Origin of the sequence: Pantoea sp. XY16, assembly GCF_025153065.1 — a bacterium.
GTDB classification, from domain to species: Bacteria; Pseudomonadota; Gammaproteobacteria; order Enterobacterales; family Enterobacteriaceae; genus Pantoea; species Pantoea alfalfae.
Map to the genome: position 1 here is coordinate 278,606 of NZ_JANZNP010000003.1, position 26,642 is coordinate 305,247.

The window sequence follows — 26,642 nt, forward strand, 5'->3', positions numbered from 1 at the left end:
TTTCTGTTCAGGGGCAACATGATGAGCAAAACGCCATTTTCACTGACACGACGTCAGGCGCTGATCTCCGGTGCGGCGCTGGGTGCGGCCTGGATCGTGCCGGGATTACGAAATGCAGTCTGGGCAGCCGGCTCCGATGCGCCAGAAAAGGCGCAGGTGCGGGTCGGCTTTATTCCACTCACCGACTGCGCGCCGGTCGTCATGGCGTCAGTAAAAGGCTTCGACAAAAAGTATGGCCTGACATTGCAGGTCAGCAAAGAGGCGAGCTGGGCAGCGGTGCGCGACAAACTGACCTCCGGCGAACTGGATGCGGCGCATGTGCTTTACGGCATGATCTACGCGCTGCAGCTGGGTGTGGCGGGGCCGCAGCACGATATGGCAAACCTGATGACGCTTAACCACAACGGCCAGGCGATCACCCTGTCGAACCAGCTCAAGGCAGGCGGCGTCACCGATGCGGCCAGCCTGAAAAAAGCCGTTGATGGCAGTCCGAAAGGCAGCCTGACCTTCGCCCATACCTTTCCTACCAGTACGCACGCCATGTGGCTCTACTACTGGCTCGCCAATGCCGGCATTCATCCGTTTGACGATGTGCGCACCGTGGTCGTGCCGCCGCCCCAGATGGTGATGAACATGAAGATTGGCAACATGAGCGGTTTCTGCGTCGGTGAGCCGTGGAACCAGCGTGCCATCAGCGACAACATCGGTTTTACCGCTGCGACCAGCCAGCAGATCTGGCCGGAGCATCCGGAAAAAGTGCTAGGCACCCGCGCGCAGTGGGTGAAAGAGAACCCCAATACGGCCCGCGCGCTGACTGCCGCGGTGCTGGAGGCGGCGCGCTGGATCGATGCCTCAGACGATAACCGCCGTGAAACCGCGCAGGTGTTAGCCGGTCGTGCCTGGATCAACACCAAAGTGGAGACGCTGCAGGGGCGGATGCTCGGCCAGTACGAGAACGGGCTGGGACAGTCGTGGCAGGACGCGCATCCGATGCGCTTCTTCGACAACGGCAACGTCAGTTTTCCGTGGCTCTCCGACGGGATGTGGTTCCTGACCCAGATGAAACGCTGGGGACTGCTGGCCAGCGATCCCGATTACCTCGCCGTGGCCCGCCAGATCAACCGCATCGACATCTACAAACAGGCCGCCAGCGCCGTCGGGCAGATGGCACTGCCCGCCAGTGAGATGCGCAGCAGCACCCTGATCGACGGCAAAGTCTGGGATGGCAGCAATCCTGCCGCCTATGCCGCCAGTTTCGCCATCAAACGTTAAGAGAGGTTGTTATGAAAACTGATGCGCGCGCCCTGGCGCAGCCGGAGCAAACCCCCGGCAGTGCCACCGTTATTCCGTTACAGGTCACCCCCAAAGCCGCCGTTCGGCCGGCACGGCTGCGTCCGTTTTTGCAGCACTGCATTCCGGCTGCGGGCGGCCTGCTGCTGATGCTGCTGGTGTGGCAGATCGCCGCCCTGTCCGAACCCTCGTTTCCCTCGCCTTACGTGACCTGGCAGGCCGCGCAGGTACTGTTCGCTGACCCGTTCTACAGCAATGGTCCCAACGATCAGGGCATTGGCTGGAATGTGCTGGCCTCGCTGCAGCGCGTCGCCATCGGATTCGGCCTCGCCGCGCTGGTGGGCATTCCTGCCGGATTTCTGCTGGGGCGCTTCACCTTTATGGCGCGCATGTTCAATCCGATTATTGCCTTACTGCGCCCGGTCAGCCCGCTGGCCTGGCTGCCGATTGGGCTGCTGCTGTTTCAGCGCGCCGAGCCGGCCGCCAGCTGGACCATTTTCATCTGTTCGATCTGGCCGATGATCATCAACACCGCCGAAGGGGTGCAGCGCATTCCGCAGGATTACCTCAACGTGGCGCGGGTGTTACAGCTCTCTGAATGGACGGTGATGCGCCGGATCCTGCTGCCCGCCGTGCTGCCTGCGGTGCTCACCGGGGTGCGTCTCTCTATCGGCATCGCCTGGCTGGTGATTGTGGCCGCCGAAATGCTGACCGGCGGGCTGGGGATCGGTTTCTGGATCTGGAACGAGTGGAACAACCTCAACGTGGCAAACATTCTGATCGCCATTCTGATTATCGGCGTCGTCGGGCTGCTGCTGGAGCAGGGTCTGATGCTGCTGGCGCGTCGTTTCAGCTGGGAAAAATAAGGAGAACATCATGCAGCAACACATTATTCGCGTTCAGCAGGTGAGTCAGCGTTTCAACACCGCCAGCGGCGAGTTTCTGGCGCTGGACAACGTCAGTTTTGATATCCACGAAGGGGAAACCCTGAGCCTGATCGGCCACTCCGGCTGCGGCAAATCGACGCTGCTGAACCTGATTGCCGGATTAACCCGTCCCAGCAGCGGCGTGCTGCTATGTGATAACCGCGAAATCACCGGACCCGGCCCGGCGCGTGCGGTGGTATTTCAGAACCATTCGCTGCTGCCGTGGCTGACGGCGTTTCAGAACGTCGAACTGGCGGTGCAGCAGGTGTTTAAAGGACGCTTCAGCAAAGCGGAGATGCGCGACTGGATCGAACACAACCTCAATCGGGTGCAGATGAGCCACGCCATGCACAAGCGGCCTGGCGAAATCTCCGGCGGCATGAAGCAGCGTGTCGGCATTGCCCGGGCGCTGGCAATGAAGCCGCGCGTGCTGCTGCTCGATGAGCCATTTGGCGCGCTGGATGCCTTAACCCGCGCCCACCTGCAGGACAGCGTGATGCGTATTCAGCAGGAGCTGAACACCACCATTGTCCTGATCACCCATGACGTGGATGAAGCGGTGCTGCTCTCCGATCGGGTGCTGATGATGACCAACGGCCCGGCAGCGCAGGTCGGCGAAATCCTCACCGTCGATCTGCCGCGTCCGCGCTCGCGGGTCGCGCTGGCGGATGAGCCGCGCTACCACCAGCTGCGCCAGAAAGTGCTGCATTTCCTCTATGAAAAACAGACCACGGCCGCATAAGGAGCAGACCATGAGGCAACGGTTGCTGGTGATAGGTAATGGCATGGCGGGGATGCAGATGGTGGAGAGCCTGCTGCAGCGTGCGCCGCTGCGCTACGCCATTACGGTCATTGGCCGCGAGCCGCACGGCAACTACAACCGCGTGCTGCTGTCGCCGGTGCTGGCCGGTGAAAAGTCCTTTGGTGAAACCCTGATCCACGATCGCGACTGGTATCAGCGGCATGGCGTCACGCTGCTGACCGGGGAAACCGTGCAGCAGGTCGATCTGGCCGCGCGTACGGTGCAGACCGATCAGCGCCAGCTCGGCTGGGATCGGCTGGTGTTTGCCACCGGTTCACAGCCTCGTCTGCCCGCGATTCCCGGTATTGATGCCCGCCACGTACTCGGTTTTCGCAGCATCGCCGACGTCCGGCAACTGCTGACGGGCCAGGGGCCGGTGGTGATTCTGGGCGGCGGTTTTCTCGGCATTGAAGCGGCGGCGGCACTCCGCGCCCGTGGCCGTGAGGTCACGCTGGTGCACCACAAACCCTGGCTGCTGGACCGCCAGCTGGATGCCAAAGCGGGCGAGCTGTTGCTGACGGCATTAGCGCAGCGCAGCATTCGCTGCGAACTCAGCAGTGGACTCACGGCGATTGACGAGGCGGGCGTAACGCTGACCTGCGGGCGTCACTGCGCCGCCACGCAGGTCGTGATTGCCATCGGTGTTCAGCCTGCGGTGAAGCTGGCGCTGGCGGCGGGTCTGCCGTGTCAGCGCGGGATTATGGTTGATGGTCAGCTGCGCAGCGCCATTCCCGATGTTTACGCCGTGGGCGAGTGCTGTGAAATCGCGGGCGAAACCTTTGGCCTGGTCGCGCCCTGCCTGGCGCAGGCAGAGATTCTGGCGGCGCAGCTGGCGGGATCGCCGCTGGCGGATTTCGTCAGTGAGCCGCTGGCGACGCGGCTTAAGGTTAGCGGCATTTCGCTGTTCAGCGCCGGTGATGTCAGTGAGGCGCCATCCATCAGCAGTTTTGATCCGATCTCCGGCGACTATCGCCGCCTTTTTCTCCGTCAGGGCCGCCTCTGTGGCGTGCTGCTCTCTGGCGATACCCGGCAGGGTGCGGCGTGGCTTGAACGTCTGCAGCGTGCCGAACCTGTCACGCTCGATACCCTGTTCGATCACCATCAACCTGAACCGCAGCCGCAGGCTGCTGAGAGTCCTGAGATGAGTAAACCGGTTTTAGCCGTGATTGGTCACGGCATGGTCAGTCACCACTTTCTTGAGCAGCTGGTTGCCCGCGAACTGCATCAGCACTATCACGTCGTGGTTTACGGCGAGGAGCGTCAGCAGGCCTACGATCGCGTGCATCTGTCGGACTATTTCAATGGCAAAACGGCCGGCGATCTGTCGCTGGTCGGCGCGGACTTCTTTGTCCGGCACGGTATCGAACTGCGCAGTGGCTGCACGGTTGTGGCCATCGATCGCCAGCAGCGCAGCCTGCGTGACAGCGCGGGCAGTGAACTGGCGTGGGATAAGCTGGTGCTGGCGACCGGCTCACGCGCATTCGTCCCGCCGGTGCCGGGCCACGATGGCGACCGCTGCTTTGTCTACCGCACGCTGGACGATCTTGATGCCATTGCCGCCTGCGCCCGCCATAGCCAGCGCGGTATCGTCATTGGCGGCGGCCTGCTGGGTCTGGAGGCGGCGAATGCGCTGCGGCAGCTCGGGCTTGAAACGCACGTGGTGGAGTTTGCGCCGCGCCTGATGGCGGTGCAGCTTGATGAGGGCGGGGCGCTGATGCTGCGCCAGAAGATCGACGCGCTGGGCGTCACCGTCCACACCTCAAAACAGACCGAGCTGATCGAGCAGCAGCCCGATGGCAGCGTGGTACTGCGCTTTGCCGACGGCAGCAGTTTACCCGGCGATCTGGTGCTGTTCTCCGCCGGTATCCGTCCGCGCGATGAGCTGGCGCGTGAAGCGGGCCTGACGCTGGGACCGCGCGGCGGCATTGAGATTAACGATCGCTGCCAGACCAGCGATGACGATGTGTTTGCCATTGGGGAATGCGCGATGTGGAACGGCCAGATTTTTGGCCTTGTCGCGCCAGGATATCAGATGGCACGGGTGCTGGCCGGACATCTGGCGGCTGAACCTGCCGCCTTCAGCGGCGCGGACATGAGCACTAAGCTGAAACTGCTGGGCGTGGAGGTGGCGTCGTTCGGTGATGCCCATGGCCGCACCCAGGGCAGTCAGCACTATCACTGGACCGACGGGCCAAAAGGCGTTTACAAAAAAATCGTGGTCAGTGCTGATTGCACACGACTGCTGGGCGGCGTACTGGTCGGCGACAGCAGCGATTACGCCACGCTGCTGCAGATGATGCTCAACGACCTGCCGCTGCCTGCCGCGCCGGAGAGCCTGATCCTGCCTGCGCTGGCCGGTGCGCCAAAAGCGCCGGGCGTCGCGGCATTGCCCGACAGCGCACAGGTCTGCTCCTGTCACAACGTCAGCAAAGGCGACATCTGCGCAGCGGTGAAAGGCGGATGCGGTGAGATGAGTAGCATCAAGAGCTGCACCAAAGCAGCCACTGGTTGCGGCGGTTGTGTGGCACTGGTGAAACAGGTGATGGAGTTTCAGCTGGAAACGCTCGGCGTCGAGGTGAAAAAAGATGTCTGCGACCACTTCAGTTATTCACGGCAGGAGCTTTATCACCTGGTGCGGGCGGGTGAGTTCAGAACATTTGATGCGCTGCTAGCCTCACACGGTAAGGGTCAGGGCTGTGAAGTGTGCAAGCCGCTGGTGGGGTCGATTCTTGCCTCCTGCTGGAATGACTATCTGCTGAAACCGGCGCACCTGCCGTTACAGGATACGAATGACCGCTACTTCGCCAACATCCAGAAAGATGGCACCTATTCGGTAGTGCCGCGTGTCCCGGCGGGTGAAATTACGCCACAGGGGCTGATCGCCATTGGTGAAGTGGCAGCGCGTTATGACCTTTACACCAAAATCACCGGCGGGCAGCGTATCGACCTGTTTGGCGCGCGGCTCGATCAGCTGCCCGCTATCTGGCAGACGCTGCTTGAGGCCGGTTTTGAAACCGGTCACGCCTACGGCAAGTCGCTGCGCACCGTGAAATCCTGTGTCGGATCCACCTGGTGCCGCTACGGCGTGCAGGACTCGACCGCCTTCGCCATCACGCTGGAGAACCGCTACAAGGGACTTCGCGCCCCACATAAAATCAAGATGGCGGTCTCGGGCTGTACTCGCGAGTGTGCGGAAGCGCAGAGTAAAGATATCGGCGTGATCGCCACTGAAAAGGGCTGGAACCTCTATGTCTGCGGCAACGGCGGCATGAAGCCGCGGCACGCCGATCTGTTTGCCAGCGACCTCGACGATGCCACGCTGCTGCGCTATGTCGATCGTCTGCTGATGTTCTATATCCGTACTGCGGATCGTCTGCAACGCACCAGCGTCTGGCTGGACAATCTGGAAGGCGGTCTCGATTACCTGCGTCAGGTGGTGATTGAGGACAGCCTTGGGCTGGGTGCAACGCTGGAGCAGGAGATGCAGCGGGTGGTTGACGCCTGGCAGTGCGAGTGGCAGACCACGCTGGCGGACCCATCGCGACGTGCGTTGTTTACGCCGACGATCAACAGCGAGCAGCCCGATGAAACCCTGCACTACAGCCGGGTACGCGGTCAGCGTCAGCCTGAATCCGTGGCTGCGCGTCCGCTGCTACAGCTGCCCGCCGAGCCGTGGAGCGCAGTCTGCGCACTGGAGGCGATTCCGCCCGAAGCCGGGATCGGGGCGCGACTCGGCAGCGAGCGTGTTGCCCTGTTCCGCTTTGGCGATGCGCTCTATGCGCTGGAAGATCGTGAACCCGGCAGCGACGCCAGCGTGCTGTCGCGCGGGATTCTGGGCGATGTCGGCGGCGAGCCGGTGGTGATCTCTCCGCTCTACAAGCAGCGGGTACGGCTGCGTGACGGGCAGAGTCTGGATAATCCGCAGCATCAGCTGCGCTGCTGGCCGGTGAAGCTGGAAGCGGGGCAGATCTGGCTGGCAAACCGTCCGCAAAATCGGCTGGCGCAGGCATCATGAACAGCACCTGTCCCTATTGCGGCGTCGGCTGTGGCGTCTGCGTCACGCCGCAGGGTAATCATCAGGCAACGGTGATCGGCGATGCGCATCATCCCGCTAACGCAGGCCGGTTGTGCGTTAAGGGCGCGGCGCTGGGCGAGACGCTGACGCCACAGGGGCGTCTTCTTACCGCTCAGGTTAACGGCCAGCCGGTCAGCCTTGATGCGGCGCTGGATGCGGCGGCGGCAGGATTGCGCGCGGTAATCGATCAATATGGTCCGCAGGCAGTGGCGTTTTATGGCTCCGGGCAGCTGCTCACCGAGGATTACTACGTCGCCAACAAGCTGATGAAGGGCTATATCGGTGCCGCCAACATCGATACGAATTCCCGGCTCTGCATGGCGTCGGCGGTGGTCGGCTATAAGCGGGCGCTGGGGGCGGATGCGGTGCCCTGCTGTTACGACGATCTGGAACAGGCGGATCTGGTACTGCTGGTAGGGTCCAATGCCGCCTGGGCGCATCCGGTGGTCTGGCAGCGGCTGATGCAGGCGAAGCAGCAGCGACCGGCGATGCGCATTGTGGTGATTGATCCGCGCCGCACGGCCAGTTGTGACCAGGCCGATCTGCATCTGCCGCTGCGCCCTGGCAGTGATGCGGCGCTGCTTTCCGGTCTGCTGCACTGGCTGGCGCAGCACGATGGCCTGGATGCCAGCATGTTGCCGCATCTGAATGGCGTGGGTGAAACCCTGGTGGCCGCCGCGCAGTGGGATGTCGCGCGGGTTGCAGAGACCTGTGATTTAACGGAACAGCAGGTGACGCACTTTTTCCGGCTGGTCAGCCAGCACGATCGGATGCTGACGCTGTGGTGCATGGGGATTAATCAGTCCGCCACCGGCAGCGACAATAACCAGGCGATTCTTAACCTGCATCTGCTGACGGGCAAAATAGGCCGTGCGGGCTGCGGGCCTTTTTCGCTGACCGGACAGCCAAATGCGATGGGCGGACGCGAAGTGGGTGGCCTGGCGAATCAGCTGGCGGCGCACATGAGTTTTACGGAAGCGGACTGCGATCGGGTGCAGCGTTTCTGGCGCAGCCCGTCGATGGCCCGCCAGCCGGGACTGACCGCGCTGGATCTCTTCAGGGCAATTGCGGAAGGTGAGGTGAAAGCAGTGTGGATTATGGGCACCAATCCGGCGGTGTCAATGCCGGAAGGCAACCGCGTGGCGCAGGCGCTGGCGGCGTGTCCGCTGGTCATTGTCTCGGATGTGATGGCGCAGACCGACACCAGCGCCTTTGCCGATATTCTGCTGCCCGCCCAGGGCTGGGGCGAGAAGAACGGCACCGTGACGAACTCAGAGCGGCGTATTTCGCGTCAGCGCGCCTTTGCCGCCGCGCCGGGGGATGCCCGGCCTGACTGGTGGCTGCTGGCGCAGGTGGCGCAGCGACTAGGGTTCCGAGAGGGCTTTAACTGGCAGCATCCGTCGGAGATTTTCTGCGAACATGCGGCGCTGTCGGGGTTTGAGAACGACGGTCAGCGGGCGTTTGATATCAGCGGGCTGGCGCCGTTGAGCCAGGCTGCATGGGATGCGCTGCGTCCGGTTCAGTGGCCGGTTAATGCTGCTCATCCGCAGGGCTGTGCGCGGTTGTTTGGCGATCGCCGCTTTTTCCACGAGGACGGGAAAGCCCGGCTGCGTGTCCCGGCTACGCCTGCCTTAACCCCGCGTGATGCGGCTTATCCGCTATTGATGAACAGCGGTCGGGTGCGCGATCAATGGCATACCATGACGCGCACCGGGCTGGTGCCGCGTCTGATGCAGCATTGTGATGAGCCGTTTGTGGCGCTGCATCCCGCTGATGCCGTGCAGTATGGCGTGACGGCGGGTGGGCTGGCGCGGGTGCAGTCAGTACAGGGCTGGATCACTGTACGGGTACGGGGTGATAGCGGGATGCGGCGCGGCGAGCTGTTTGTGCCGATGCACTGGAACCGGCAGTTCAGCCAGCAGAGTCACGTCGATATGCTGGTCGCCGCCCGCGCCTGTCCGTTTTCAGGGCAACCCGCGCTGAAGCAGACGCCGGTGCGGATTCTGCCGCTGACGGTGAGCTGGCAGGGCTGGCTGTGGCAGCGTGGAATGACGCAGCCCGCAGGCTTGCGCTACTGGTCGCGTACGCCCTATCCGGCGGCGCAGCGCTATGCGGTCGCGGGCGAGGGAGTGCCGCAGGCGTGGCTGGCCGGACAGGTTGATTTGTCAGGTTATGACCTGCAGGTCGCCTCCGGCAGCGGTTGTGATTACCGGTTGCTGGCATGGCGCGACGGTGAGTTGCAGCTGGCGTTTTATGCCGGTAGCGCGTTGCCATCGCTGGATAGCGCATTTGTCGCGGCGGCCTTTGCGGATGCGCCGCAGGATGCTGCCGGGCGGCACAGCGTGCTGGCGGGTCAGGCGATGCAGGGCAGCGCGGCAGGCCGGATTATCTGTAGCTGTATGGGGGTAGGCGAACAGACGATTTTGCAGGCGGTGGCGGAGGGATGTCGTACCACTCAGGCGCTTGGCCGGAAGCTGAAGTGCGGCACGCAGTGTGGCTCCTGTATTCCGGAGCTGAAGCAGCTTTTGCTGTCCGATGTGGTTGTGGAGGAATGATGACGCGAGCAATTAATTCTCTGGATAAGTTACTGGCCCCGGTCGGTGTGGCAAAGCCGCAGGGTGCGGTGTGGCTGGTGGGCGCAGGCCCTGGCGATGTGGAGTTGCTGACAGTAAAGGCGTTGCGGTTGCTGCAGCGGGCTGAAGTAGTGGTGTATGACCGGCTGGTGAGTGAAGCGGTGATGGCGGAGGTGCCGGAGAGCGCGTTAAGCATTGACGTGGGTAAGCAGCCGGGTCAGCACGGGCTGAAGCAGGCGCAGATTAATCAGTTGCTGGGGGATCTGGCGCGCAGCGGGCGCAATGTGATCCGGCTGAAAGGGGGCGATCCCTTTATTTTTGGGCGCGGTGGCGAGGAGATGGTGAGTCTGCAACAGGCCGGGATCCGCTGTGAGGTAGTGCCGGGAATTACGGCGGCGGTGGGCTGTGCGGCCGCCAGCGGGATTCCGTTGACGCATCGGGATTGTGCGCAGTCGCTGCGGTTGATTACCGGGCATGGCCGGCGTGGCGAGCCGCAGCTGGATGCAGCCGCACTGGCGGCGGTGAATCAGACGCTGGTGTTCTATATGGGGCTAAGCTGGAGTGCGTCGATCAGTGCGCAGCTGCAGGCACAGGGACGGGATACGGCGACGCCGGTGGCGATTATAGAGAACGGCACCCGGCCGGATCAGCGGGTGTTGATTACCACGCTGGGAGGGCTGGCGGAGACGGTGGCGCAGGAAAAGCCGGTTTCGCCATCGCTGCTGGTGGTGGGTGAGGTCGTGCGGTTCTATCGGGCGGATTTGCAGGTGCGGGATGATGTGACGGTGAGCCGGAGCGATGTGCAGGAAGTAGGGTGCGTCGTGCAGGGAAAACCTGCCTGATCGCAAAGGAATCCCGCATCCCTGCGGACTGGGCTCGCCATCCCTGGCTCGCACACTTTGCTTTTCAGGCAGGCCATTCCTGCACGGCTGGCATGGGTGAGGGATTTTGTAGATTTGTTGCAATGGAGTGCAAATACGGTGCGTCGTGCAGGAAAAACCTGCCTGATCGCAAAGGAATCCCGCATCCCTGCGGACTGGGCTCGCCATCCCTGGCTCGCATACTTTGCTTTTCAGGCAGGCCATTCCTGCACGGCTGGCATGGGTGAGGGGTTTTGCAGATTTGTTGCAATGGAGTGGAAGTACGGTGCGTCGTGCAGGAAAAACCGGCCTGATCGCAAAGGAATTTCGCCTCCCTGCGGACTGGGCTCGCCATCCCTGGCTCGCACACTTTGCTTTTTCAGGCAGGCCATTCCTGCACGGTTGGCATGAGTGTGGAGGTTTTGATGGTTTGCAGGCATGCCCGCGCTTTCCTGCGCCTGAAATTCTCGTTTCTCCGTGCTCTGGAATCACTCACGGCACTTCGGTACGGAAGTTCAATTACATCGCCCGCTTCAGCGGCAGCGGAGCCACCAGCACTTTCACGCCCAGGGCCTCAAACGCTTTGACCTGCGCGGCGCTGATGCCGCTGTCGGTAATCAGGTAGTGGATGTTGCTCCAGTCACAGGGCAGCGCGAACATGGACACCTTGTCGATTTTGCTGGAGTCTGCCACCACGTAAACCGTGCTGGCAGATTTGATCATCGCCAGTTTTACCTTGATGTCCGTTTCGCTGGGGAAGCTCAGGCCCAGACGCGGTGAGATGCAGGCGGTGGCCAGAAAGAGTTTTTCGGCCAGCACATTTTCGAAAAAGCTGGCCGCTTTCTCGCCCGAGGTGGAGAGCGTCGGAAACTTAAAGGTGCCGCCGGTCAGCAGGATATTGATCCCCGGCTCGCCGCCCAGTTTCAGGGCGATATTGACTGCCGTGGTCACCACGGACAAACGGCGGATGTGGCTGATGGCGTCGGTAATCGCCGTGGTGGTGGTGCCGGAATCGAAAATCACCGTGTCGCCATTTTCGATATGCTGCGCCGCCAGTCGGCCAATCGCCTCTTTCTCTTCCAGATGGGTCTGCCGCTCCAGCAGCATCGCGCCGGTATTCTGCTTGCCCGTCATCAGCGTTGCGCCACCGTGGTAGCGCTGCACAAACCCCTGTTTTTGCAGCATGCGCAGGTCGCTGCGTAATGTGGCTTCAGTCAGTCCAAAGGTCTCGGTCAGCGCTTTGACCGTGACCGTACCATCCTCACGGATCATCTCCAGAATTTTCTCGCGGCGTTGCTGCATGTCAGCGAACTGCTCACTTTTGCTTTTCAATCGAAATGCTCCCTTTTTCAGTAACCTGATGGCTTGGGCGGACAAGGTCTCTGTGGCTGAGTTTAACGCGCCATTTTTATGAATGCGAGATGACCTGACAGGTCTGTGATTTTCGAACGAAAATAAATAATCAGCAGGTTATTGAATCTCCCAGGCTTTCCCGATTGCCGCAGAGCAGCTTTATTTCGGGACTGGAACCCAGATCACGTCTTTTCAATCAGATAAGCCGCTTTGTACAGCAGATGGTCGAAATTTGATCTGCTCCACATATCATTTCTTTTCGATAGCTTATATTTTTGTTCGAAAATGATTGAGTCAACGGCATCAGCAAAAATCAGGGGAAGAGTGGGATGAGTGGTGAATATGACGTAAACCTGCGCTACGGCGTGGATACTGCAATGAATCTGGCCGGTAAGGTGGCGGTGGTGACCGGCGGGCTGGGCGGCATCGCCATGGCAACCAATGGCATGCTGCTGGAGAAGGGCGCGCATCTGGCACTGCTCTATCCGCCGTTTGAAGCGGAGAAAGTTGCCAGTCTGCAGGCGGACTTCGCGGCCGATCGGGTACAGTTTGTCTGCTGTGACGTCACCGATCCCGCGTCGGTGGAAAAGGCGTTTGACGCGGTGGTTTCCCACTATGGCCGCATCGATATTCTGGTCAACTGCGCAGGCTACGTGATGCTGCAGCCGGTGATTGAGACTGATTTTGCTGAGTGGCAGAAGCAGATCGCGGTGAATCTTACCGGCCCTTTCCTCTGCTCGCAGGCGGCCGCACGGCTGATGATTCGTGCCGGTGCGGGCGGCAAGATTATTAACATCGCCTCCCAGGCGGCGTCCATCGCGATCGACAATCATGTCGCCTACACCTCCGCCAAAGCGGGTCTGCTGGGCATGACTAAAGTGATGGCCAAAGAGTTTGCTCCGCATCGCATCAACGTGAATACCCTGTCGCCCACCGTGGTGCTCACGCCGATGGGCGAGAAAGCCTGGCGCGGCGAGAAAGGCGAGCAGATGAAAAAGCTGATTCCGCTGGGTCGCTTTGCCTATACCGATGAGATCGCCGCCGCCGTGCTGTTCTTCGCCAGCAACGGCAGCGACATGATTACCGGCGCAGATTTGATGATCGATGGTGGCTTCACCATCTGGTAAGGCCAACCCAACACCCGGGACTTCATACCCTGCCATAACGATAAGAGAGAACATCATGAAAAACCGTACCCTGCTGTGTACTGCCGTGGCTGCCTGTCTGGTTTCTCAGGCGGCGTTTGCCGCCGAAAAAGGCACCATTATGATTCTGGTTAACTCACTCGATAATCCTTACTACGCCTCCGAAGCCAAAGGGGCCAACCTCAAAGCGCAGTCGCTGGGCTACAAAACCACGGTGCTGTCGCACGGCGAAGATGTGAAGAAGCAGAGCGAACTGATCGATGCCGCTATCGGTAAGAAAGTGCAGGGTATCGTGCTGGATAACGCCGACTCCACCGCCAGCGTAGCGGCGATCAAAAAAGCCAAAGATGCCGGCATTCCGGTGGTGCTGATCAACCGTGAAATCCCGGTAGATGACGTGGCGCTGGCGCAGATTACCCACAACAACTTCCAGGCGGGTTCAGATGTGGCCAACGTCTTTGTCGAAAAGATGGGGGAAAAGGGCAAATACGCCGAGCTGGCCTGTAACCTGGCCGACAACAACTGCGTGACCCGTTCTAAATCGTTCCATCAGGTGCTGGATCAGTATCCCGATATGCAGAGCGTGGCGCGTCAGGATGCCAAAGGCACCCTGATCGATGGCAAGCGCATTATGGACAGCATCCTGCAGGCGCACCCGGATGTGAAAGGCGTGATCTGTGGTAACGGTCCGGTCGCGCTGGGTGCCATTGCGGCGCTCAAGGCAGCCGGTCGCAACGATGTCATCGTGGTGGGGATTGATGGCAGCAACGACGAACGCGATGCGGTCAAAGCGGGTACGCTGAAAGCCACGGTGATGCTGCAGGCGCAGGCGATTGCCGCTGAAGGCGTGACCGATCTCGATAACTTCATTCAGAAAGGCGTGAAGCCGGAGAAACAGCGTGTCATGTTCCGCGGCATTCTGATTACTCCGGAAAACGCCAAAGGCGTCCAGGACTTTAACTACAAGTCGTAATTAACCGCTGCCGCGCCTGCGCGAGCGGGCGCCAGGGAGAAGAAGATGTCCCGAAGAGTCTGGCTGACGCTGGTGGTCATGCTGCTAAGCGGCTGCAAAATTGTGTCGCAGCAGGAGCTGGCTGACCTGAAGAATCCCCCCAATCCGAAGATGGCCAACATCGACCAGCTCTGGCAACAGAAGCTGGTGCCGCAGGTCCAGGCGGAGGCGAAACCGCTGGCAGCGCTGATGACGTCGCTCCAGTCTGCCAAAGACTTTGACAGCGCCTGTCAGACCTACGGCTATCGCAGTCAGGCTGAGAACCCCTGTATTTTCAGCGTCTCCGTTCGCGGTCAGGTAACGGCTGTCAATACCACTTCCCGCAGCGGAAAGATGACCGTAAAGGATGAATCAGGTGACAGTGTCACTATTCAGGTGGGACCGATCATCCGGGGCACGGCGCTGCGCGATGTCTATAAAGGCGCGAGTTATCAGGACTTTAACGATCAGGTGCTTTTTGGTGATTACGGTAAGGCGATTAACCAGCACGCCTCAGCCCTGATGCAACAGTTCGCGCCAAAAGTGGGCGACAAAGTGATGGTCAGCGGCGTGTTCAGCAGCTGGGACATTCCGCAACAGCTGCCGGATATCACCCCGGCTGCCATCACCCGGCAATAAGGAGCGGCAGATGCAAAATCCGCAACCGCAAACGTCCGGCGACGTGATTATCGAAACGCGCAACGTGTCGCGTCTCTATCCCGGCGTGACCGCGCTCGATCAGGTCAGCTATCGGGTCTACCGCAACAAAGTGAATGTCCTGATTGGGGAGAACGGGGCCGGCAAGTCCACCATGATGAAGATGCTGGCCGGGGTTGAAACGCCGTCGTCGGGCGAGATTCTGCTGGATGGCAAGGTGGTGTCGCTGAACTCCACCCATCAGGCGGAGAAGCAGGGGATCAGCATCATTTTTCAGGAGCTGAATCTGTTTCCCAACATGAACGTGATGGACAACATTTTTATCGCCAACGAGTTTTTCCAGCGCGGCGTCATCAATGAGAAGTATCAGTACGCGCTGGCGAAGTCGCTGCTGCAAAGGCTGCAGCTCGATGTCGATCCCTATGCACCGCTGGGCGAGTTGGGCATCGGGCATCAGCAACTGGTGGAGATTGCCAGAGCGCTGTCGAAGGATACCAGGGTGTTGATCATGGATGAACCCACCAGTGCCCTGAGTCAGTCGGAAGTCAAAGTGCTGTTCAATGTCATCGACCAGCTGAAGCGACGCGGCGTCACCATTATCTACATCTCACACCGGCTGGAAGAGTTGATGGAGATAGGCGATCACATCACCATTTTTCGCGATGGCCGTTTTATCAGTGAGCGCGAGGTGCGCGACGCCAGCGTGCCGTGGATTATCGCCCAGATGGTGGGCGATAAGAAAAAACAGTTCGACTATCAGCCTGCGCCACAAGGAGAAACGGTGCTGGAGGTCGAGGGGCTGACCGCGCTGCATCAGAACGGTGGCTACAAGCTGAATGAGGTCAGTTTTACCCTGCGCAAGGGCGAGGTAATCGGCATTTATGGTCTGCTGGGTGCCGGGCGCACCGAGCTGTTTAAGGGGCTGATTGGCCTGATGCCCTGTCAGTCGGGCCGGGTACGGCTGTCCGGTAAGGATCTGGCAAAGCGCAGCTTCCAGCAGCGGCTGAAAAGTGGCATCGCGCTGGTGCCGGAAGATCGCAAAGGCGAAGGGGTGATTGAACTGATGTCGATCACCGCCAACATGACACTCTCTGATTTCAGCCTGCGCGGTTTTCGCCGGGCGCTGGGGCTGCTGAATCCCGGCCGGGAGCAGCAGCGGGTCAATGAGATGATCGGCCATCTGGCGATCAAAGTCAGCGATCCCGATCTGCCGGTCACGGCGCTAAGCGGGGGTAATCAGCAGAAGGTCGTGCTGGGTAAAGCGCTGATGACCGGGCCGCAGGTGGTGTTGCTGGATGAGCCGACGCGCGGCATCGATGTCGGTGCCAAAAACGACGTCTATCACCTGATTGGCAATCTGGCTCAGCAGGGGCTGGCCGTCATGTTCTCATCGTCTGAACTGGATGAGGTGATGGCGCTCGCGGACCGCATTTTAGTGATGGCCGATGGCCGGATAACGGCCGATCTGCCCCGCGCAGCGGCAACGAGAGAACATCTGATCGCGGCATCAACCCCGCAGGATTAAGCGCCTGACCCATTGGGCTAAGCTGGCCGGAGAATGTCATGAACCAAAAATACCTGCTCTATATGTACCTCCTCAAGGCGCGCACCTTTATTGCGCTGCTGATTGTAGTCGGCTTCTTCAGCGTGATGGTGCCGAACTTTCTGACGCCCTCTAACCTGCTGATTATGACGCAGCACGTCGCCATTACCGGACTGCTGGCGATTGGCATGACGCTGGTGATCCTCACCGGCGGTATCGATCTCTCGGTGGGCGCGGTCGCGGGGATCTGCGGCATGGTGGCGGGCGCGCTGCTGACCAGTGGCATTCCGTTATGGGGCGGCAATACGCTGTTTCTCAACGTGCCTGAAGTGATTCTGGTGGTGGCGATCTTTGGCGTGCTGGTGGGGCTGATTAACGGCACGGTGATCACCCGACTGGGCGTGGCCCCCTTTATCTGCACCCTGGGCATGATGTATGTGGCGCGCGGGGCGGCACTGCTGTTCAACGACGGCGGCACCTACGCTAACCTGGTGGGAGTGCCCGCGCTGGGCAACACCGGCTTTTCGCTGCTCGGCTCCGGCACCGTAATGGGTGTTTATCTGCCAATCTGGCTGATGCTCGGCTTTTTACTGCTCGGCCTCTATCTGACGCGCAAAACCCCGCTGGGTCGTTACATCTACGCCATTGGCGGCAATGAGTCCGCCGCGCGGCTGGCGGGCGTGCCGATTATCAAGGTGAAAGTCTTTGTCTACGCCTTTTCCGGCCTCTGCGCGGGGCTTGTCGGACTGGTGGTGGCCTCTCAGTTGCAGACTGCGCATCCGATGACCGGCAACATGTTTGAGATGGATGCCATTGGTGCCACCGTGCTGGGCGGCACGGCGCTGGCGGGCGGGCGTGGGCGGGTGTCCGGCTCGATTATTGGCGCGTTCGTTATCGTCTTCCTGGCGGATGGCATGGTGATGATGGGCGTCAGCGATTTCTGGCAGATGGTAATTAAAGGTCTGGTGATTGTCACAGCTGTCGTGATCGACCAGTTCCAGCAGCGTCTGCAAAGCAAAGTGGTGCTGCTGCGTCGCCATGAAAAAAAGCAGCAGGCAGCGCCTCTCACTGATGTTCGTCACAGTTAACAGGAGCAATTATGAGCCGCGAACAACGTGCAAAAACAGTGGTGATTACCGGTGCCTGTCGCGGCATCGGTGCCGGGATCGCGGCGCGTTTCGCCCGCGACGGGGCCAGGCTGGTGATGGTGTCGAATGCCGATCGGGTCTTTGCCACCGCTGACCAGCTTCAAGAGCAGTACGGCAGTGAGATTCTGGCGCTGCGGATCGACGTTACGGATGAAGCGGCGGTGCAGCAGCTCTATCAGCAGGCCTTTGAACGCTTTGGACAGATTGATGTCTCGATTCAGAATGCGGGCGTGATCACCATTGACCGTTTCGACACCATGCCGAAAAGCGACTTTGAGCGGATTCTGGCTGTGAACACCACCGCCGTCTGGCTCTGCTGTCGTGAAGCCGCGAAATATATGGTGAAGCAGGGCAGCGGCAGTCTGATTAACACCTCATCGGGGCAGGGACGGCAGGGCTTTATTTACACGCCGCACTATGCCGCCAGCAAAATGGGGGTCATCGGCATCACTCAGAGTCTGGCGCTGGAGCTGGCACCGTGGAACATTACGGTCAACGCCTTCTGTCCCGGCATCATTGAGAGTGAGATGTGGGATTACAACGATCGCGTCTGGGGCGAGATCCTCAGCAGCGAGGAGAAAACCTACGGCAAAGGTGAGTTGATGGCCGAGTGGGTGAAAAATATTCCGCTGAAGCGTGCCGGTCAGCCGGAGGATGTGGCCGGGCTGGTGGCGTTTCTGGCTTCAGAAGATGCGCGCTATATCACCGGACAGACTATTAATGTCGATGGCGGCTTAATCTTCTCCTGATGACGCCAGAGATGATCCAGGCCTGCTGCATAGCAGGCCTTTTTTTCTGCCAGACTTTTCTGGTATATGCACAATTTGCCTCTGCTGTCCTGCATCGCCGTCACAATATGTTAAGGTAACTGTGAATGAATTTGACTTTTATCGCAGTGACAAATTAATCAATGTGCCAGGTGACATGATACGGAAAACAGGGGTTCTCTCTTTGATTGCGCTGTCGCTCTCTGCCTTGCAGAGCGCTCACGCGTTCCAGACTGAAACAACAGTGTCAGAAACGCCCTTCGACAATCCTGCGCGCTACAGTGATTCGCTCCCGACGCTCGGCAGCACCCGCGACGAGGATGAAGCGTGGAGCAAAAAGCTGGCGGCTGTGGCGAAAAGCATCGGTGAAGCGAGTAACAACAGCGACAGCAATGTGACGTTTGGCCAGCAGGCGGGCGTCTGGGCGTTCAATCATCTGCGTGATGAAGTGGCCGGTCGGGTTGAGAGCGAAGGGCAGTCACTGCTGTCGCCTTATGGTAACGCGCAGCTGGACCTGAAAGTCGACATGAACGGAAACTTCACCGGCACTGGCGGCGATCTCTTCAGCGCACTGGCCGACGAGAATAGCCAGCTTACCTTCAGCCAGCTTGGCCTGCATGATACCGGTGAGGGTCTGGTCGGCAATGCGGGACTGGGACAGCGGTGGGACGCCGGTAACTGGCTGCTGGGCTACAACGGCTTTGTTGATCACGTCTTCAGCAGCGGCCTGCAGCGCGCCTCGGTGGGAACTGAAGCCTGGAGTGATTCGATGCGTTTCTCTGCCAACTACTATCAGCCACTTTCCGGCTGGAAAAATCTTGGCAGTTCGCAGCAGCAGCGCATGGCGCGCGGCTATGACATCACCAGCCAGAGCTATCTGCCCTTTTATCGTCAGCTGGGCGTCTCGGTAAGCTATCAGCAATATCTGGGTGAAAATGTCGATCTGTTTAACAGCGGCAACCGCTATCACAATCCCTCTGCCATGTCGTTTGGCCTCTCTTACACACCGGTGCCGCTGGTAACGCTGTCTGCTACTCACAAAACCAGCAGTGCTGGTGAAAGCCAGGATCAACTGGGGCTGAAACTGAACTATCGCTTCGGCGTGGCGCTGAGCCGTCAGCTTGACGCTGGTAACGTCGCGGAAGCGCGCTCTCTGCGTGGCAGCCGTTACGATACCGTGACCCGCAGCGATACGCCGGTGCTCTCATTCCGTCAGCGCAAAACCCTGTCGGTATTTCTGGCGACACCGCCCTGGCAGTTAAGCAGTGGCGAGAGTCTGCCGCTGAAGCTACAGGTGCGGGCAAGCAATGACATCAGGGCAGTGAGCTGGCAGGGTGACACGCAGGCGCTGAGCCTGACGCCACCGGCCAATAACGCCGATCCGCAGGGCTGGAGTGTGATTTTACCGCAATGGGATCCGTCGCCAGACGCCAGCAACGAATACCGGCTGTCGGTAACGCTGGAGGACAGCAAGCAGCAGCGTGTCACCTCTAACTGGATCACCCTGAAGGTTGAGCCACCGATGGCGATGGACGCGGCTCCGCAGACCGATCGTTACGATTTAATGGCGCCTACCGGTACGGCGCTGTAGCGGGAACCTGCCAGCACTGCGCTCTGGCGGGTAAATCTGACCAGCGTGATGCATGACCCGTCCGCCCGGATTCATCTGACCACTGTACCGATGCTGTGCGGCCGTCAGGCTTATGTGTCAGTAGTAACATCATGTTGCAATCATCAGTCGCAACTATCGCAGCGATGCGTAAGGGACGCTGGCAAAATGCCGATGATAAGAGCAATTCCATCGTTTACTGGTCTTGCTTATGCGCCTGAGTTTACTGAAATATCTTGTCCCTGCTTTTCTTCGTCAGCGTGATCTGCACGCCGCCGCGTCTTTCCGCTCGCTGGGGCGCGCTATGCCCGTGATTGAGTTCACGCCTGAGGGCATTATTCAGAAAGCCAGCCCGCTATTTCTGGCCGCCATGGGATACCGGGCGGACGACATTGTCGGCCAGCATCACAGCATGTTCTGCCCGCCCGCGCTGGTGAACTCGCCAGAGTACCAACGTTTCTGGCAGCGTCTGGCGGCAGGCGAAAGCTTCAGTGATAAATATCTGCGGCTGGCGAACGGCATGCGACCGGTCTGGCTGGAGGCGAGCTATATTCCGGTGACTGACCGGCGCGGACGGGTATTCAAAATCGTGAAAATAGCGGCTGATATTTCAGAAAGAATGCAGTCATCACTGGAGCAGGAGTCCATCATCAATGCGATCAGCCGCTCCATGGCCGTGATCGCATTCAGTCCTGACGGCCACGTGCTGGAGGCAAATGATAACTTCCTTAAGGCTACCGGCTATCAGGCTGCTGAAGTAACAGGAAAGCATCACCGGCTTTTCTGTTCGGATGCGCTCTCTCAGAGTGAGGAGTATCGGCAGTTCTGGGTGAGGCTGAATCAGGGCGAGTTTTTTTCGGGCCAGTTTCCCCGTCTTAACCGGCGTGGCGAACCGCTCTGGCTCAGGGCCACTTACAACCCGGTTTTTAACAGCGATGGACAGCTCATTAAAATTGTTAAATTCGCCACCGATGTGACGGAACAGGTGCTACGTAATCAGCAGGAATATGATGCGGCATTAAATGCCTGGAACATGGCCGTACAGACGCGGGGAAGTGCACAGGCGGGTGCGGATGTTATCGACAACAGCATTCAGATGATCAGCCGGATTGCTGAAGAGATGAGCGTGGTCTCGGCAGATGTGACGCGCCTGAACAGCCAGTCTGACAGCATTAATGGCATGGTTGAAACCATCCGACGCTTTGCCATGCAGACCCGCCTTATTGCACTGAATGCCGCCATTGAAGCGGCGCGGGCGGGCACGTCAGGCCGCAGCTTTGCCGTTGTGGCGGCAGAGGTCCGCAGCCTGGCGGCCAGCGTCAGCAGTGCGACCGAGGAGATTGAGCGGGTAGCCACAGGGAATAATCAACTGGCCAGAGAGGTGCTGCGGGGAATTGAAACCTCGCTGGCGAACACCGGTCAGGGGGTACTGCTGATGCGTGAGGCAGGAGACGTGATTGCCAGTATTAAGAAGGATTCAGAGCGGGTTGAAAGCGCCGTCAGAGACGTTGCCCGCGCGGCACATAGCGAATAACGACGCCTTCATCGGCCGGGTAAACAGGGCCGGTGAAGGCGTGGCCCGGAAGAGCAGGGATGAATCGGGCCAGGTCCGGCGTGGGTACGAACAGGAGAATAAGGAACGGCGGTTGTGACGCTTATCTGAACAGCGCCGCTCAGCCCGGCATGGTCAGTTAACCAGTTTCGTCACGACACGAACGGCTCTGGCGTAGACTTCTCTCTGACCGTTGACAGACCGCGCTTCCTGTTGTTTCAGAAACGCAATGATTTCCTGGATTCCTGCTGTCTTACCTGACTTCAGCAGGCTGGAAACAGCCTGTCCTACCACGGCATGGACATCATCCATATCCGCCGGTTTATCGATGCTCAAAAGAAACTCCAGGGCAGCAATTCTGCTGAACAGCATCTGAATGGGCAACGCGTCGGTGATTCAGCCTGCCCGTCTGTTTATCGAAAGCGAGCATTATGGCAGAGCCTTAAGCAGTTTTTCCCGCAGTGTGGCAACCTGGGTCGTCAGTTCACCCAGCTCACTGCAGGCGGTATCCATTACTGAGATCATATCTGCCGGGACACCCGCCGCCGCGACTTTAAGCTGGTGGCCCTGTTCCGTCAGTGAGACCACAACCCGACGCTCATCCTTCCCGGTGTCACGCTGCCGACAGATAATGCCAGCGCTCTCCAGCCGCTTCAGAAGCTGACTGAGCGTGCCGGAATCCAGCCGGACGCGCGCGCCAATCTCAGAAACGGTCAGGCGATCTTTTTCCCACAGCACCAGCAGTACCAGATACTGCGGATAGGTCAGCCCAAGCGGTTTCAGCCGCGACTGATAGAGCTTTGTCATGGCGAGCGATGCGGAATAGAGCGCAAAGCAGAGAAACTGGTCGATGGTTTCTGGCGCGGCACTGGCGGGAGACGTATCAGCGATCCCCACGGTTTCATCATTCATATTTTTACTCATTCTGAGTCCGGGGCAGGAGAGCCAGACCACCGGCGGCTTATCAGCCCTGAAGTCTTGCTAAGTGTATATCGGGGAGATGCTGACTGCAGCAGCATCTCTTTTCGGGTGTCAGAAACCCAACTTTCAATCGCTTTCGCGGCGAGAGGAAAAGCCGTTGGCTACGCCTCCGGTTGAAAGGTGGCTCAGTATTGAGTCAAATTAAATTGAAGTCAATATAACCGGGCGCAGCCCCTGGCGCACAACGTGCGCCAGGGGCAAAACGGCGAAGATTTGCTGCAAAATTTCAGCATTTAACGCAGAAGTGAATGCCGTGCACTGTCAGCGCCCTGATCCGGTCATCGGGTAATGACCGCGCAGCGCAGAAAGTTATCCATGACCGCAATCATTCTTCCCACCGCCAGCAGGTCAGCGGCCAGCAACAGGTCGCTGCGTACCAGTTTGTCCATCAGGGCGCGATCACTCATGTGCGCCTGAATCCGGCTGTAAAGCTGGGTCAGATGTATCCAGTTATTGGCGAACGTATCCACACTCAGATACTCGCCTTCACTGAGTTGCTGAAGCAGAATATCCACATCCTGTTTCAGGCCACCGATCCGGCTGATAAGGTCAGCCGTGCCGACGGAGAGTTGTCCGCCGGAAGGGTTCATACGGTGAAGGTCCCCACCATGCCGCGCAGATCGCGCGCCTGCGCCAGCAGGGACTGTGACGCGGAAGAGGACTCTTCCACCAGCGCAGCGTTATTCTGCGTGACGCCGTCCATCTGACTGACTGCAATACTGACCTGGGAGATGCCCTGCATCTGTTCACCGGAGGAGAGTGAGAGGTTGTCCATGGCATCGGCCAGTTCGCCCACGCGGCTGACAATTTCCAGGATGCGCTCACCCGTTCCTGCCGCCACGGTGACGCCTTCCTCAACCTGCGTGACCGCCTGCTCAATCAGTTGCTTGATGTCGCGCGCTGCAGTGGCGCTGCGCTGGGCCAGCGAGCGGACTTCACCCGCGACCACAGCAAATCCGCGACCGTCTTCACCGGCACGTGCTGCTTCTACGGCAGCGTTAAGCGCCAGAATATTGGTCTGGAAAGCGATACCTTCTATCACAGAGGTAATGTCACGCACCCGCACGGCACTCAGCGAAATGTCATGCATGGTTTCTGACAGGCGCTGAACATCCACTTCGCCCGCATGAGCCAGCGTGGCAGCCTCGCGTGCTGAACCCGCCGTCTGATGCGCGCCCGCCGCATTGCTTTTTACGGTGGCAGTGAGCTGCTCCATGCTGGCTGCGGTTTCCTGCAGCGCAGCAGCCTGCTGCTCGGTACGGGATGACAGCTCACTGTTGCCCTGAGAAATCTCATCGGCCGCCAGCGCCACCGAAGCGGAAGCCTCTTTAATTTGCGACACCAGCCCGCGCAGATTGGTCTGCATACCGCTTAACGAGGCAAGCAGGCTGGTGCTGTCGCCACGGCGTAGCGTAACTGCGGAGGTGAGATCGCCAGCGGCAATTGCGGCAGCCAGCGTCTGTGCCTGAACAGGTTCGCCGCCCAGCTGACGCATCAGCATACGCACAATAAACACGCAGGTGGCGACCGCAGCCAGCACGGAGATTGCTGCCAGGATGATCAGTATCCAGGTGGTGCGGGCGATCGCGTTACCGTTTTCCACCACCGCATCCCGGCTGTTGCGCATCTCAAGCTCCGTCAGATCGTTGATCGCTTTAAGCAGAGTCTGCTGCGCAGGACGCGCTACGGTTAACAGATAGTCGGTAACCTCCTGCTGACGGTTTTCCAGCCCGAGTTTCCCGGCGTTCATCAGGGTGGATAGCGCGGCCCCTTCGGCAGATTCAATTCTGCCCATCGCCTCGCGTCCCGCGGGGCCGGCGTCAGTTTGCATCATGTGCGACAGCGCTTCACGATTGCTGATGTAAAGCGCCTGCTGTTTTTGCAGACGTTCCCATTCTGGCTTCATCGCAACAGGATCGGTCATCAGGGCCAGGTTACGCACTGCAATAGCCATATCCCGCACGCCGCCACGCATATCCAGTACGGTCTGGTACTTTTTCAGCCGGACATTGACCACTTCGTCCATGCTATTACGGGCGCTATTAAGCGCCTGAATCGCGGTACCGGCACAAATAATAAATAGCAAAATCAGCAGGCCAAAACCTGCGCTAAGGCGCGTTGAGATTTTCATCGATCTTCCAGAAGCGTTCGTTGGGTAATCCGGTATCGGCAGTCGGAGAGGGTTCTGTAGGGTTGGGTTCAACTAAATTGATCGCTATTTAGTTTTGTACAACAAAAGTCCGTTCTGCCGGAGTGTGCCCCGCGTGATTGGACCGACAGTAAAAAAATAAAAAAGTGTCATATTCTCAGGCTTTGTAACGCAAATTTGCGCAACGACCTGCGGCGATAATGACACATCAACTTATTGTTAATTAGAAATTTAATATGGCTGGCATGGTGCATTCTGACGCGCTGTGCGGTGGTGCACCATCCCGGATGCATAACCCGTCGGAACCCTTGTAATGCACAAATATAACCGGACCGGCCTGTTAATCTCGCCGCCGCTGCCGATAGAACACTCATCGATATTGATGACGTAACCGGCACGCGCCGCTCAGTGCAGCTCTTCTGTTGTGCTGGCGCGAGGCGGGTGAGAACGCGTGATTTCTATAAAAAGAAATAGCGGAGGGGTGATTATCGTCGGTAGTTAAGCTGACAGGCTATAAGAAATACACCCCGGTTTTTTACTGATAATTAAAACAACACTCTGACACTCTCCATCACCGGGAATGAACGCATGCGCCTGAAACTTTTCTGGCTCGCAGTGCTGAATATTGCGACCATCATTTTACTCTCAACACTGTGGGAATTCGGGCTTGAGGCACGGATTTCCAGCCTGCTGGGCCTGGGCTACGATCCCGATTTTGAAACCAGTGAGCGGGTGCGGTTTATCGTGACCTCAACCTCATTTGCCGGGCTGGCGATGATTATTCCGGCGCTGTTTATCGCGAATCTGATCCGCAAAGCACTCAGAGCGGAAAAAGATGCGCTCAGGCTGGCCGGAACCGATGCGCTGACCGGGGTCCTGAACCGCCGGTCCTTGAATGAGTATATTGCAGAACTTGATGCTGGTGAGGTGCCCTATACCCTGACACTGCTCGACATTAATGAGTTCAAAAGTATCAATGATCTGAACGGTCATCGTCAGGGTGATGCCACGCTGATCGCTTTGGCCAGTCTGCTGACTGCCTCGGCCGACAGCGGGAGCCAGGTATTCCGCGTAGGTGGGGATGAGTTTGCCATTGTTGCCGATGCTTCTCAGGCGGATCAGGCGCTTGATGCCGCGAGGCGTTTCTGTCAGCAGGCGACATCCATCCGCACCGGTCCCCACACCTTCCTGAGTCTCTCAGCCGGTATTGCCAGCTCAACCTGCACGGCGCAGGCTGATGTGATGCGGGCAGCCGATCTGGCGTTATACGAGGCGAAGCAGGATAAGGGCGCCTATCTGGCGCGCTTCTCGCCAGATATGGAACTGCGTTTTCGCCAGCGCGAAAGGCTGGAGCAGGAGGTGGTTGCCGCCGTCAGCGGCCACGCTATCGTTCCCTTTCTGCAGCCGCTGGTGTCGCTGCGAAGCGGAAATATTACCGGCTTTGAAATACTGGCACGCTGGATCACCGCGTCGGGGCAGACGGTTTCACCGGCCGAGTTTTTGCCGGTGGTGGAACGGCTGGGGTTGATGGACAGCATGACCGTGGCGCTGCTGCAGGATGCGGTCAGTGCAACACGGGCATGGCCTGCCGGGCTCTGCCTGTCGCTGAACATTACCCCGGAGCAGCTGCTGAGACCGTCGCTGACCACCTGTCTGTCCCGCATTATGCAGCAAGCCGGACCGGTTATGCTGGAACTGGAGATCACGGAACAGAACGTCATGACCATCTCTGATGATGCCCGTGAGGCGATACGTCAGCTGAAAGAGGACGGTATCGGCGTGGTACTGGACGATTTCGGTACCGGCTATTCCAATCTCTCCGTATTACTGGGGCTGGGTATTACCAAAATCAAAATTGATCAGACGTTTATTGCCGGAATTGTGACCGGGTCGGAGCAGCGGAAAGTCGTGGAAACGCTGCTGGCGCTCTGTCAGGGGCTGAATGTGGTGATTACGGCAGAGGGGATCGAGGACGTCACCACGCTGCGGTGGCTGAGAAAACGCGGCTGTGATTATGGTCAGGGGTATCTTTTCAGCCGTCCGGTACCTGCCGGGCAGGCAACCACGCTGCTGGCCTCGGCCAACGTGGAAGAGCTGATGGAGGAAGAGGCCGTGGCGGTTAACTTAGTCAGGGCGCTGGGCTGAAACCGGCGTGAGAACAGATTATGCCTGGCGTGAGTCAGTCAACAGGCCCGGCAGGAAGCGCCGGGCCTGCTGTCTC

General features: G+C 59.3%; 20 protein-coding genes. 15 read left to right on the top strand and 5 right to left on the bottom strand.

What is annotated here, in order from left to right; all coding sequences use genetic code 11:
• The first annotated feature begins 21 nt into the window (after positions 1–21).
• Genes N1689_RS04235 through cobA form a run of 6 tightly spaced genes read left to right on the top strand, consistent with a single transcriptional unit; the run spans position 22 to position 10,508 of the window.
• Positions 22–1,272, top strand: a complete 1,251-nt coding sequence (locus tag N1689_RS04235) for a CmpA/NrtA family ABC transporter substrate-binding protein (RefSeq protein ID WP_161735628.1) — start codon at positions 22–24, stop codon at positions 1,270–1,272.
• Positions 1,273–1,283: 11 nt separating this feature from the next.
• Entirely contained in the window at positions 1,284–2,156 is an 873-nt protein-coding gene (gene ntrB / locus N1689_RS04240) for a nitrate ABC transporter permease (protein WP_260058044.1), read from the top strand.
• Positions 2,157–2,166: 10 nt separating this feature from the next.
• On the top strand, positions 2,167–2,958 hold the full coding sequence (locus N1689_RS04245; RefSeq protein ID WP_161735610.1) for an ABC transporter ATP-binding protein: 792 nt from the start codon (positions 2,167–2,169) through the stop codon (positions 2,956–2,958).
• A gap of 10 nt (positions 2,959–2,968) precedes the next feature.
• Entirely contained in the window at positions 2,969–7,033 is a 4,065-nt protein-coding gene (nirB, locus tag N1689_RS04250) for a nitrite reductase large subunit NirB (RefSeq protein WP_260058045.1), read from the top strand.
• Positions 7,030–9,648 carry a nitrate reductase gene (locus N1689_RS04255; RefSeq protein ID WP_222924128.1) on the top strand — a complete coding sequence of 873 codons (2,619 nt, stop codon included), beginning with the start codon at positions 7,030–7,032 and terminating at the stop codon, positions 9,646–9,648. Before nirB ends, N1689_RS04255 begins: the two co-directional genes overlap by 4 nt.
• Positions 9,648–10,508 carry a uroporphyrinogen-III C-methyltransferase gene (gene cobA / locus N1689_RS04260; RefSeq protein ID WP_253422143.1) on the top strand — a complete coding sequence of 287 codons (861 nt, stop codon included), beginning with the start codon at positions 9,648–9,650 and terminating at the stop codon, positions 10,506–10,508. The genes N1689_RS04255 and cobA overlap by 1 nt, the downstream gene beginning before the upstream one ends.
• A gap of 537 nt (positions 10,509–11,045) precedes the next feature.
• On the opposite strand, the gene N1689_RS04265 is transcribed toward cobA, so the two are convergent.
• A complete protein-coding gene (locus N1689_RS04265; protein WP_095707297.1) occupies positions 11,046–11,858 on the bottom strand; it encodes a DeoR/GlpR family DNA-binding transcription regulator in 813 nt (270 codons plus the stop codon).
• A 350-nt stretch (positions 11,859–12,208) separates the two neighbouring features.
• Between N1689_RS04265 and N1689_RS04270 the strand changes: the two genes are divergently transcribed.
• The 8 genes from N1689_RS04270 (at position 12,209) to N1689_RS04305 (ending at position 21,273) form a co-directional block, all read left to right on the top strand.
• Positions 12,209–13,006: a GolD/DthD family dehydrogenase gene (locus tag N1689_RS04270; RefSeq protein ID WP_161735616.1), complete on the top strand. Its 798-nt coding sequence runs from the start codon at positions 12,209–12,211 to the stop codon at positions 13,004–13,006.
• Positions 13,007–13,061: 55 nt separating this feature from the next.
• Positions 13,062–13,997 carry a D-ribose ABC transporter substrate-binding protein gene (locus N1689_RS04275; protein ID WP_222924126.1) on the top strand — a complete coding sequence of 312 codons (936 nt, stop codon included), beginning with the start codon at positions 13,062–13,064 and terminating at the stop codon, positions 13,995–13,997.
• 45 nt (positions 13,998–14,042) lie between these two features.
• On the top strand, positions 14,043–14,654 hold the full coding sequence (locus N1689_RS04280; protein ID WP_161735620.1) for a DUF2291 family protein: 612 nt from the start codon (positions 14,043–14,045) through the stop codon (positions 14,652–14,654).
• A 10-nt stretch (positions 14,655–14,664) separates the two neighbouring features.
• The gene (locus tag N1689_RS04285) at positions 14,665–16,197 is read left to right on the top strand and encodes a sugar ABC transporter ATP-binding protein (protein ID WP_222924124.1); all 1,533 of its coding nucleotides are present in this window, start codon (positions 14,665–14,667) and stop codon (positions 16,195–16,197) included.
• A 38-nt stretch (positions 16,198–16,235) separates the two neighbouring features.
• Positions 16,236–17,303, top strand: a complete 1,068-nt coding sequence (locus N1689_RS04290; protein WP_260058047.1) for an ABC transporter permease — start codon at positions 16,236–16,238, stop codon at positions 17,301–17,303.
• 11 nt (positions 17,304–17,314) lie between these two features.
• Positions 17,315–18,112 carry an SDR family oxidoreductase gene (locus N1689_RS04295; RefSeq protein ID WP_260058050.1) on the top strand — a complete coding sequence of 266 codons (798 nt, stop codon included), beginning with the start codon at positions 17,315–17,317 and terminating at the stop codon, positions 18,110–18,112.
• 175 nt (positions 18,113–18,287) lie between these two features.
• Entirely contained in the window at positions 18,288–19,721 is a 1,434-nt protein-coding gene (locus tag N1689_RS04300; protein WP_260058052.1) for a YchO/YchP family invasin, read from the top strand.
• A 229-nt stretch (positions 19,722–19,950) separates the two neighbouring features.
• Entirely contained in the window at positions 19,951–21,273 is a 1,323-nt protein-coding gene (locus tag N1689_RS04305) for a PAS domain-containing methyl-accepting chemotaxis protein (RefSeq protein ID WP_202605114.1), read from the top strand.
• Between the two features lie 153 nt (positions 21,274–21,426).
• Here N1689_RS04305 and N1689_RS04310 read toward each other — a convergent pair whose 3' ends face one another.
• The 4 genes from N1689_RS04310 to N1689_RS04325 form a co-directional block, all read right to left on the bottom strand.
• A complete protein-coding gene (locus tag N1689_RS04310) occupies positions 21,427–21,627 on the bottom strand; it encodes a hypothetical protein (RefSeq protein WP_237566777.1) in 201 nt (66 codons plus the stop codon).
• A gap of 93 nt (positions 21,628–21,720) precedes the next feature.
• Positions 21,721–22,215, bottom strand: coding sequence for a MarR family winged helix-turn-helix transcriptional regulator (locus N1689_RS04315; RefSeq protein ID WP_161736841.1), 495 nt, complete (start codon positions 22,213–22,215; stop codon positions 21,721–21,723).
• Positions 22,216–22,550: 335 nt separating this feature from the next.
• Positions 22,551–22,862 (bottom strand): hypothetical protein, encoded by a 312-nt coding sequence (locus tag N1689_RS04320; protein ID WP_161736840.1) that lies wholly within the window; start codon positions 22,860–22,862, stop codon positions 22,551–22,553.
• On the bottom strand, positions 22,859–24,403 hold the full coding sequence (locus tag N1689_RS04325; protein WP_161736839.1) for a methyl-accepting chemotaxis protein: 1,545 nt from the start codon (positions 24,401–24,403) through the stop codon (positions 22,859–22,861). Before N1689_RS04325 ends, N1689_RS04320 begins: the two co-directional genes overlap by 4 nt.
• A gap of 606 nt (positions 24,404–25,009) precedes the next feature.
• Between N1689_RS04325 and N1689_RS04330 the strand changes: the two genes are divergently transcribed.
• Positions 25,010–26,566, top strand: coding sequence for a bifunctional diguanylate cyclase/phosphodiesterase (locus tag N1689_RS04330; protein ID WP_260058060.1), 1,557 nt, complete (start codon positions 25,010–25,012; stop codon positions 26,564–26,566).
• The last annotated feature ends 76 nt before the right edge of the window (positions 26,567–26,642 follow it).

Excerpts from the sequence above, each read along its gene's own strand:
- N1689_RS04235 (WP_161735628.1), top strand. The coding sequence starts at position 22 with ATGAGCAAAACGCCATTTTCACTGACACGACGTCAGGCGCTGATCTCC.
- ntrB (WP_260058044.1), top strand. The coding sequence starts at position 1,284 with ATGAAAACTGATGCGCGCGCCCTGGCGCAGCCGGAGCAAACCCCCGGC.
- N1689_RS04245 (WP_161735610.1), top strand. The coding sequence starts at position 2,167 with ATGCAGCAACACATTATTCGCGTTCAGCAGGTGAGTCAGCGTTTCAAC.
- nirB (WP_260058045.1), top strand. The coding sequence starts at position 2,969 with ATGAGGCAACGGTTGCTGGTGATAGGTAATGGCATGGCGGGGATGCAG.
- N1689_RS04255 (WP_222924128.1), top strand. The coding sequence starts at position 7,030 with ATGAACAGCACCTGTCCCTATTGCGGCGTCGGCTGTGGCGTCTGCGTC.
- cobA (WP_253422143.1), top strand. The coding sequence starts at position 9,648 with ATGACGCGAGCAATTAATTCTCTGGATAAGTTACTGGCCCCGGTCGGT.
- N1689_RS04270 (WP_161735616.1), top strand. The coding sequence starts at position 12,209 with ATGAGTGGTGAATATGACGTAAACCTGCGCTACGGCGTGGATACTGCA.
- N1689_RS04275 (WP_222924126.1), top strand. The coding sequence starts at position 13,062 with ATGAAAAACCGTACCCTGCTGTGTACTGCCGTGGCTGCCTGTCTGGTT.
- N1689_RS04280 (WP_161735620.1), top strand. The coding sequence starts at position 14,043 with ATGTCCCGAAGAGTCTGGCTGACGCTGGTGGTCATGCTGCTAAGCGGC.
- N1689_RS04285 (WP_222924124.1), top strand. The coding sequence starts at position 14,665 with ATGCAAAATCCGCAACCGCAAACGTCCGGCGACGTGATTATCGAAACG.
- N1689_RS04290 (WP_260058047.1), top strand. The coding sequence starts at position 16,236 with ATGAACCAAAAATACCTGCTCTATATGTACCTCCTCAAGGCGCGCACC.
- N1689_RS04295 (WP_260058050.1), top strand. The coding sequence starts at position 17,315 with ATGAGCCGCGAACAACGTGCAAAAACAGTGGTGATTACCGGTGCCTGT.
- N1689_RS04300 (WP_260058052.1), top strand. The coding sequence starts at position 18,288 with ATGATACGGAAAACAGGGGTTCTCTCTTTGATTGCGCTGTCGCTCTCT.
- N1689_RS04305 (WP_202605114.1), top strand. The coding sequence starts at position 19,951 with ATGCGCCTGAGTTTACTGAAATATCTTGTCCCTGCTTTTCTTCGTCAG.
- N1689_RS04315 (WP_161736841.1), bottom strand. The coding sequence starts at position 22,215 with ATGAGTAAAAATATGAATGATGAAACCGTGGGGATCGCTGATACGTCT.
- N1689_RS04320 (WP_161736840.1), bottom strand. The coding sequence starts at position 22,862 with ATGAACCCTTCCGGCGGACAACTCTCCGTCGGCACGGCTGACCTTATC.
- N1689_RS04325 (WP_161736839.1), bottom strand. The coding sequence starts at position 24,403 with ATGAAAATCTCAACGCGCCTTAGCGCAGGTTTTGGCCTGCTGATTTTG.
- N1689_RS04330 (WP_260058060.1), top strand. The coding sequence starts at position 25,010 with ATGCGCCTGAAACTTTTCTGGCTCGCAGTGCTGAATATTGCGACCATC.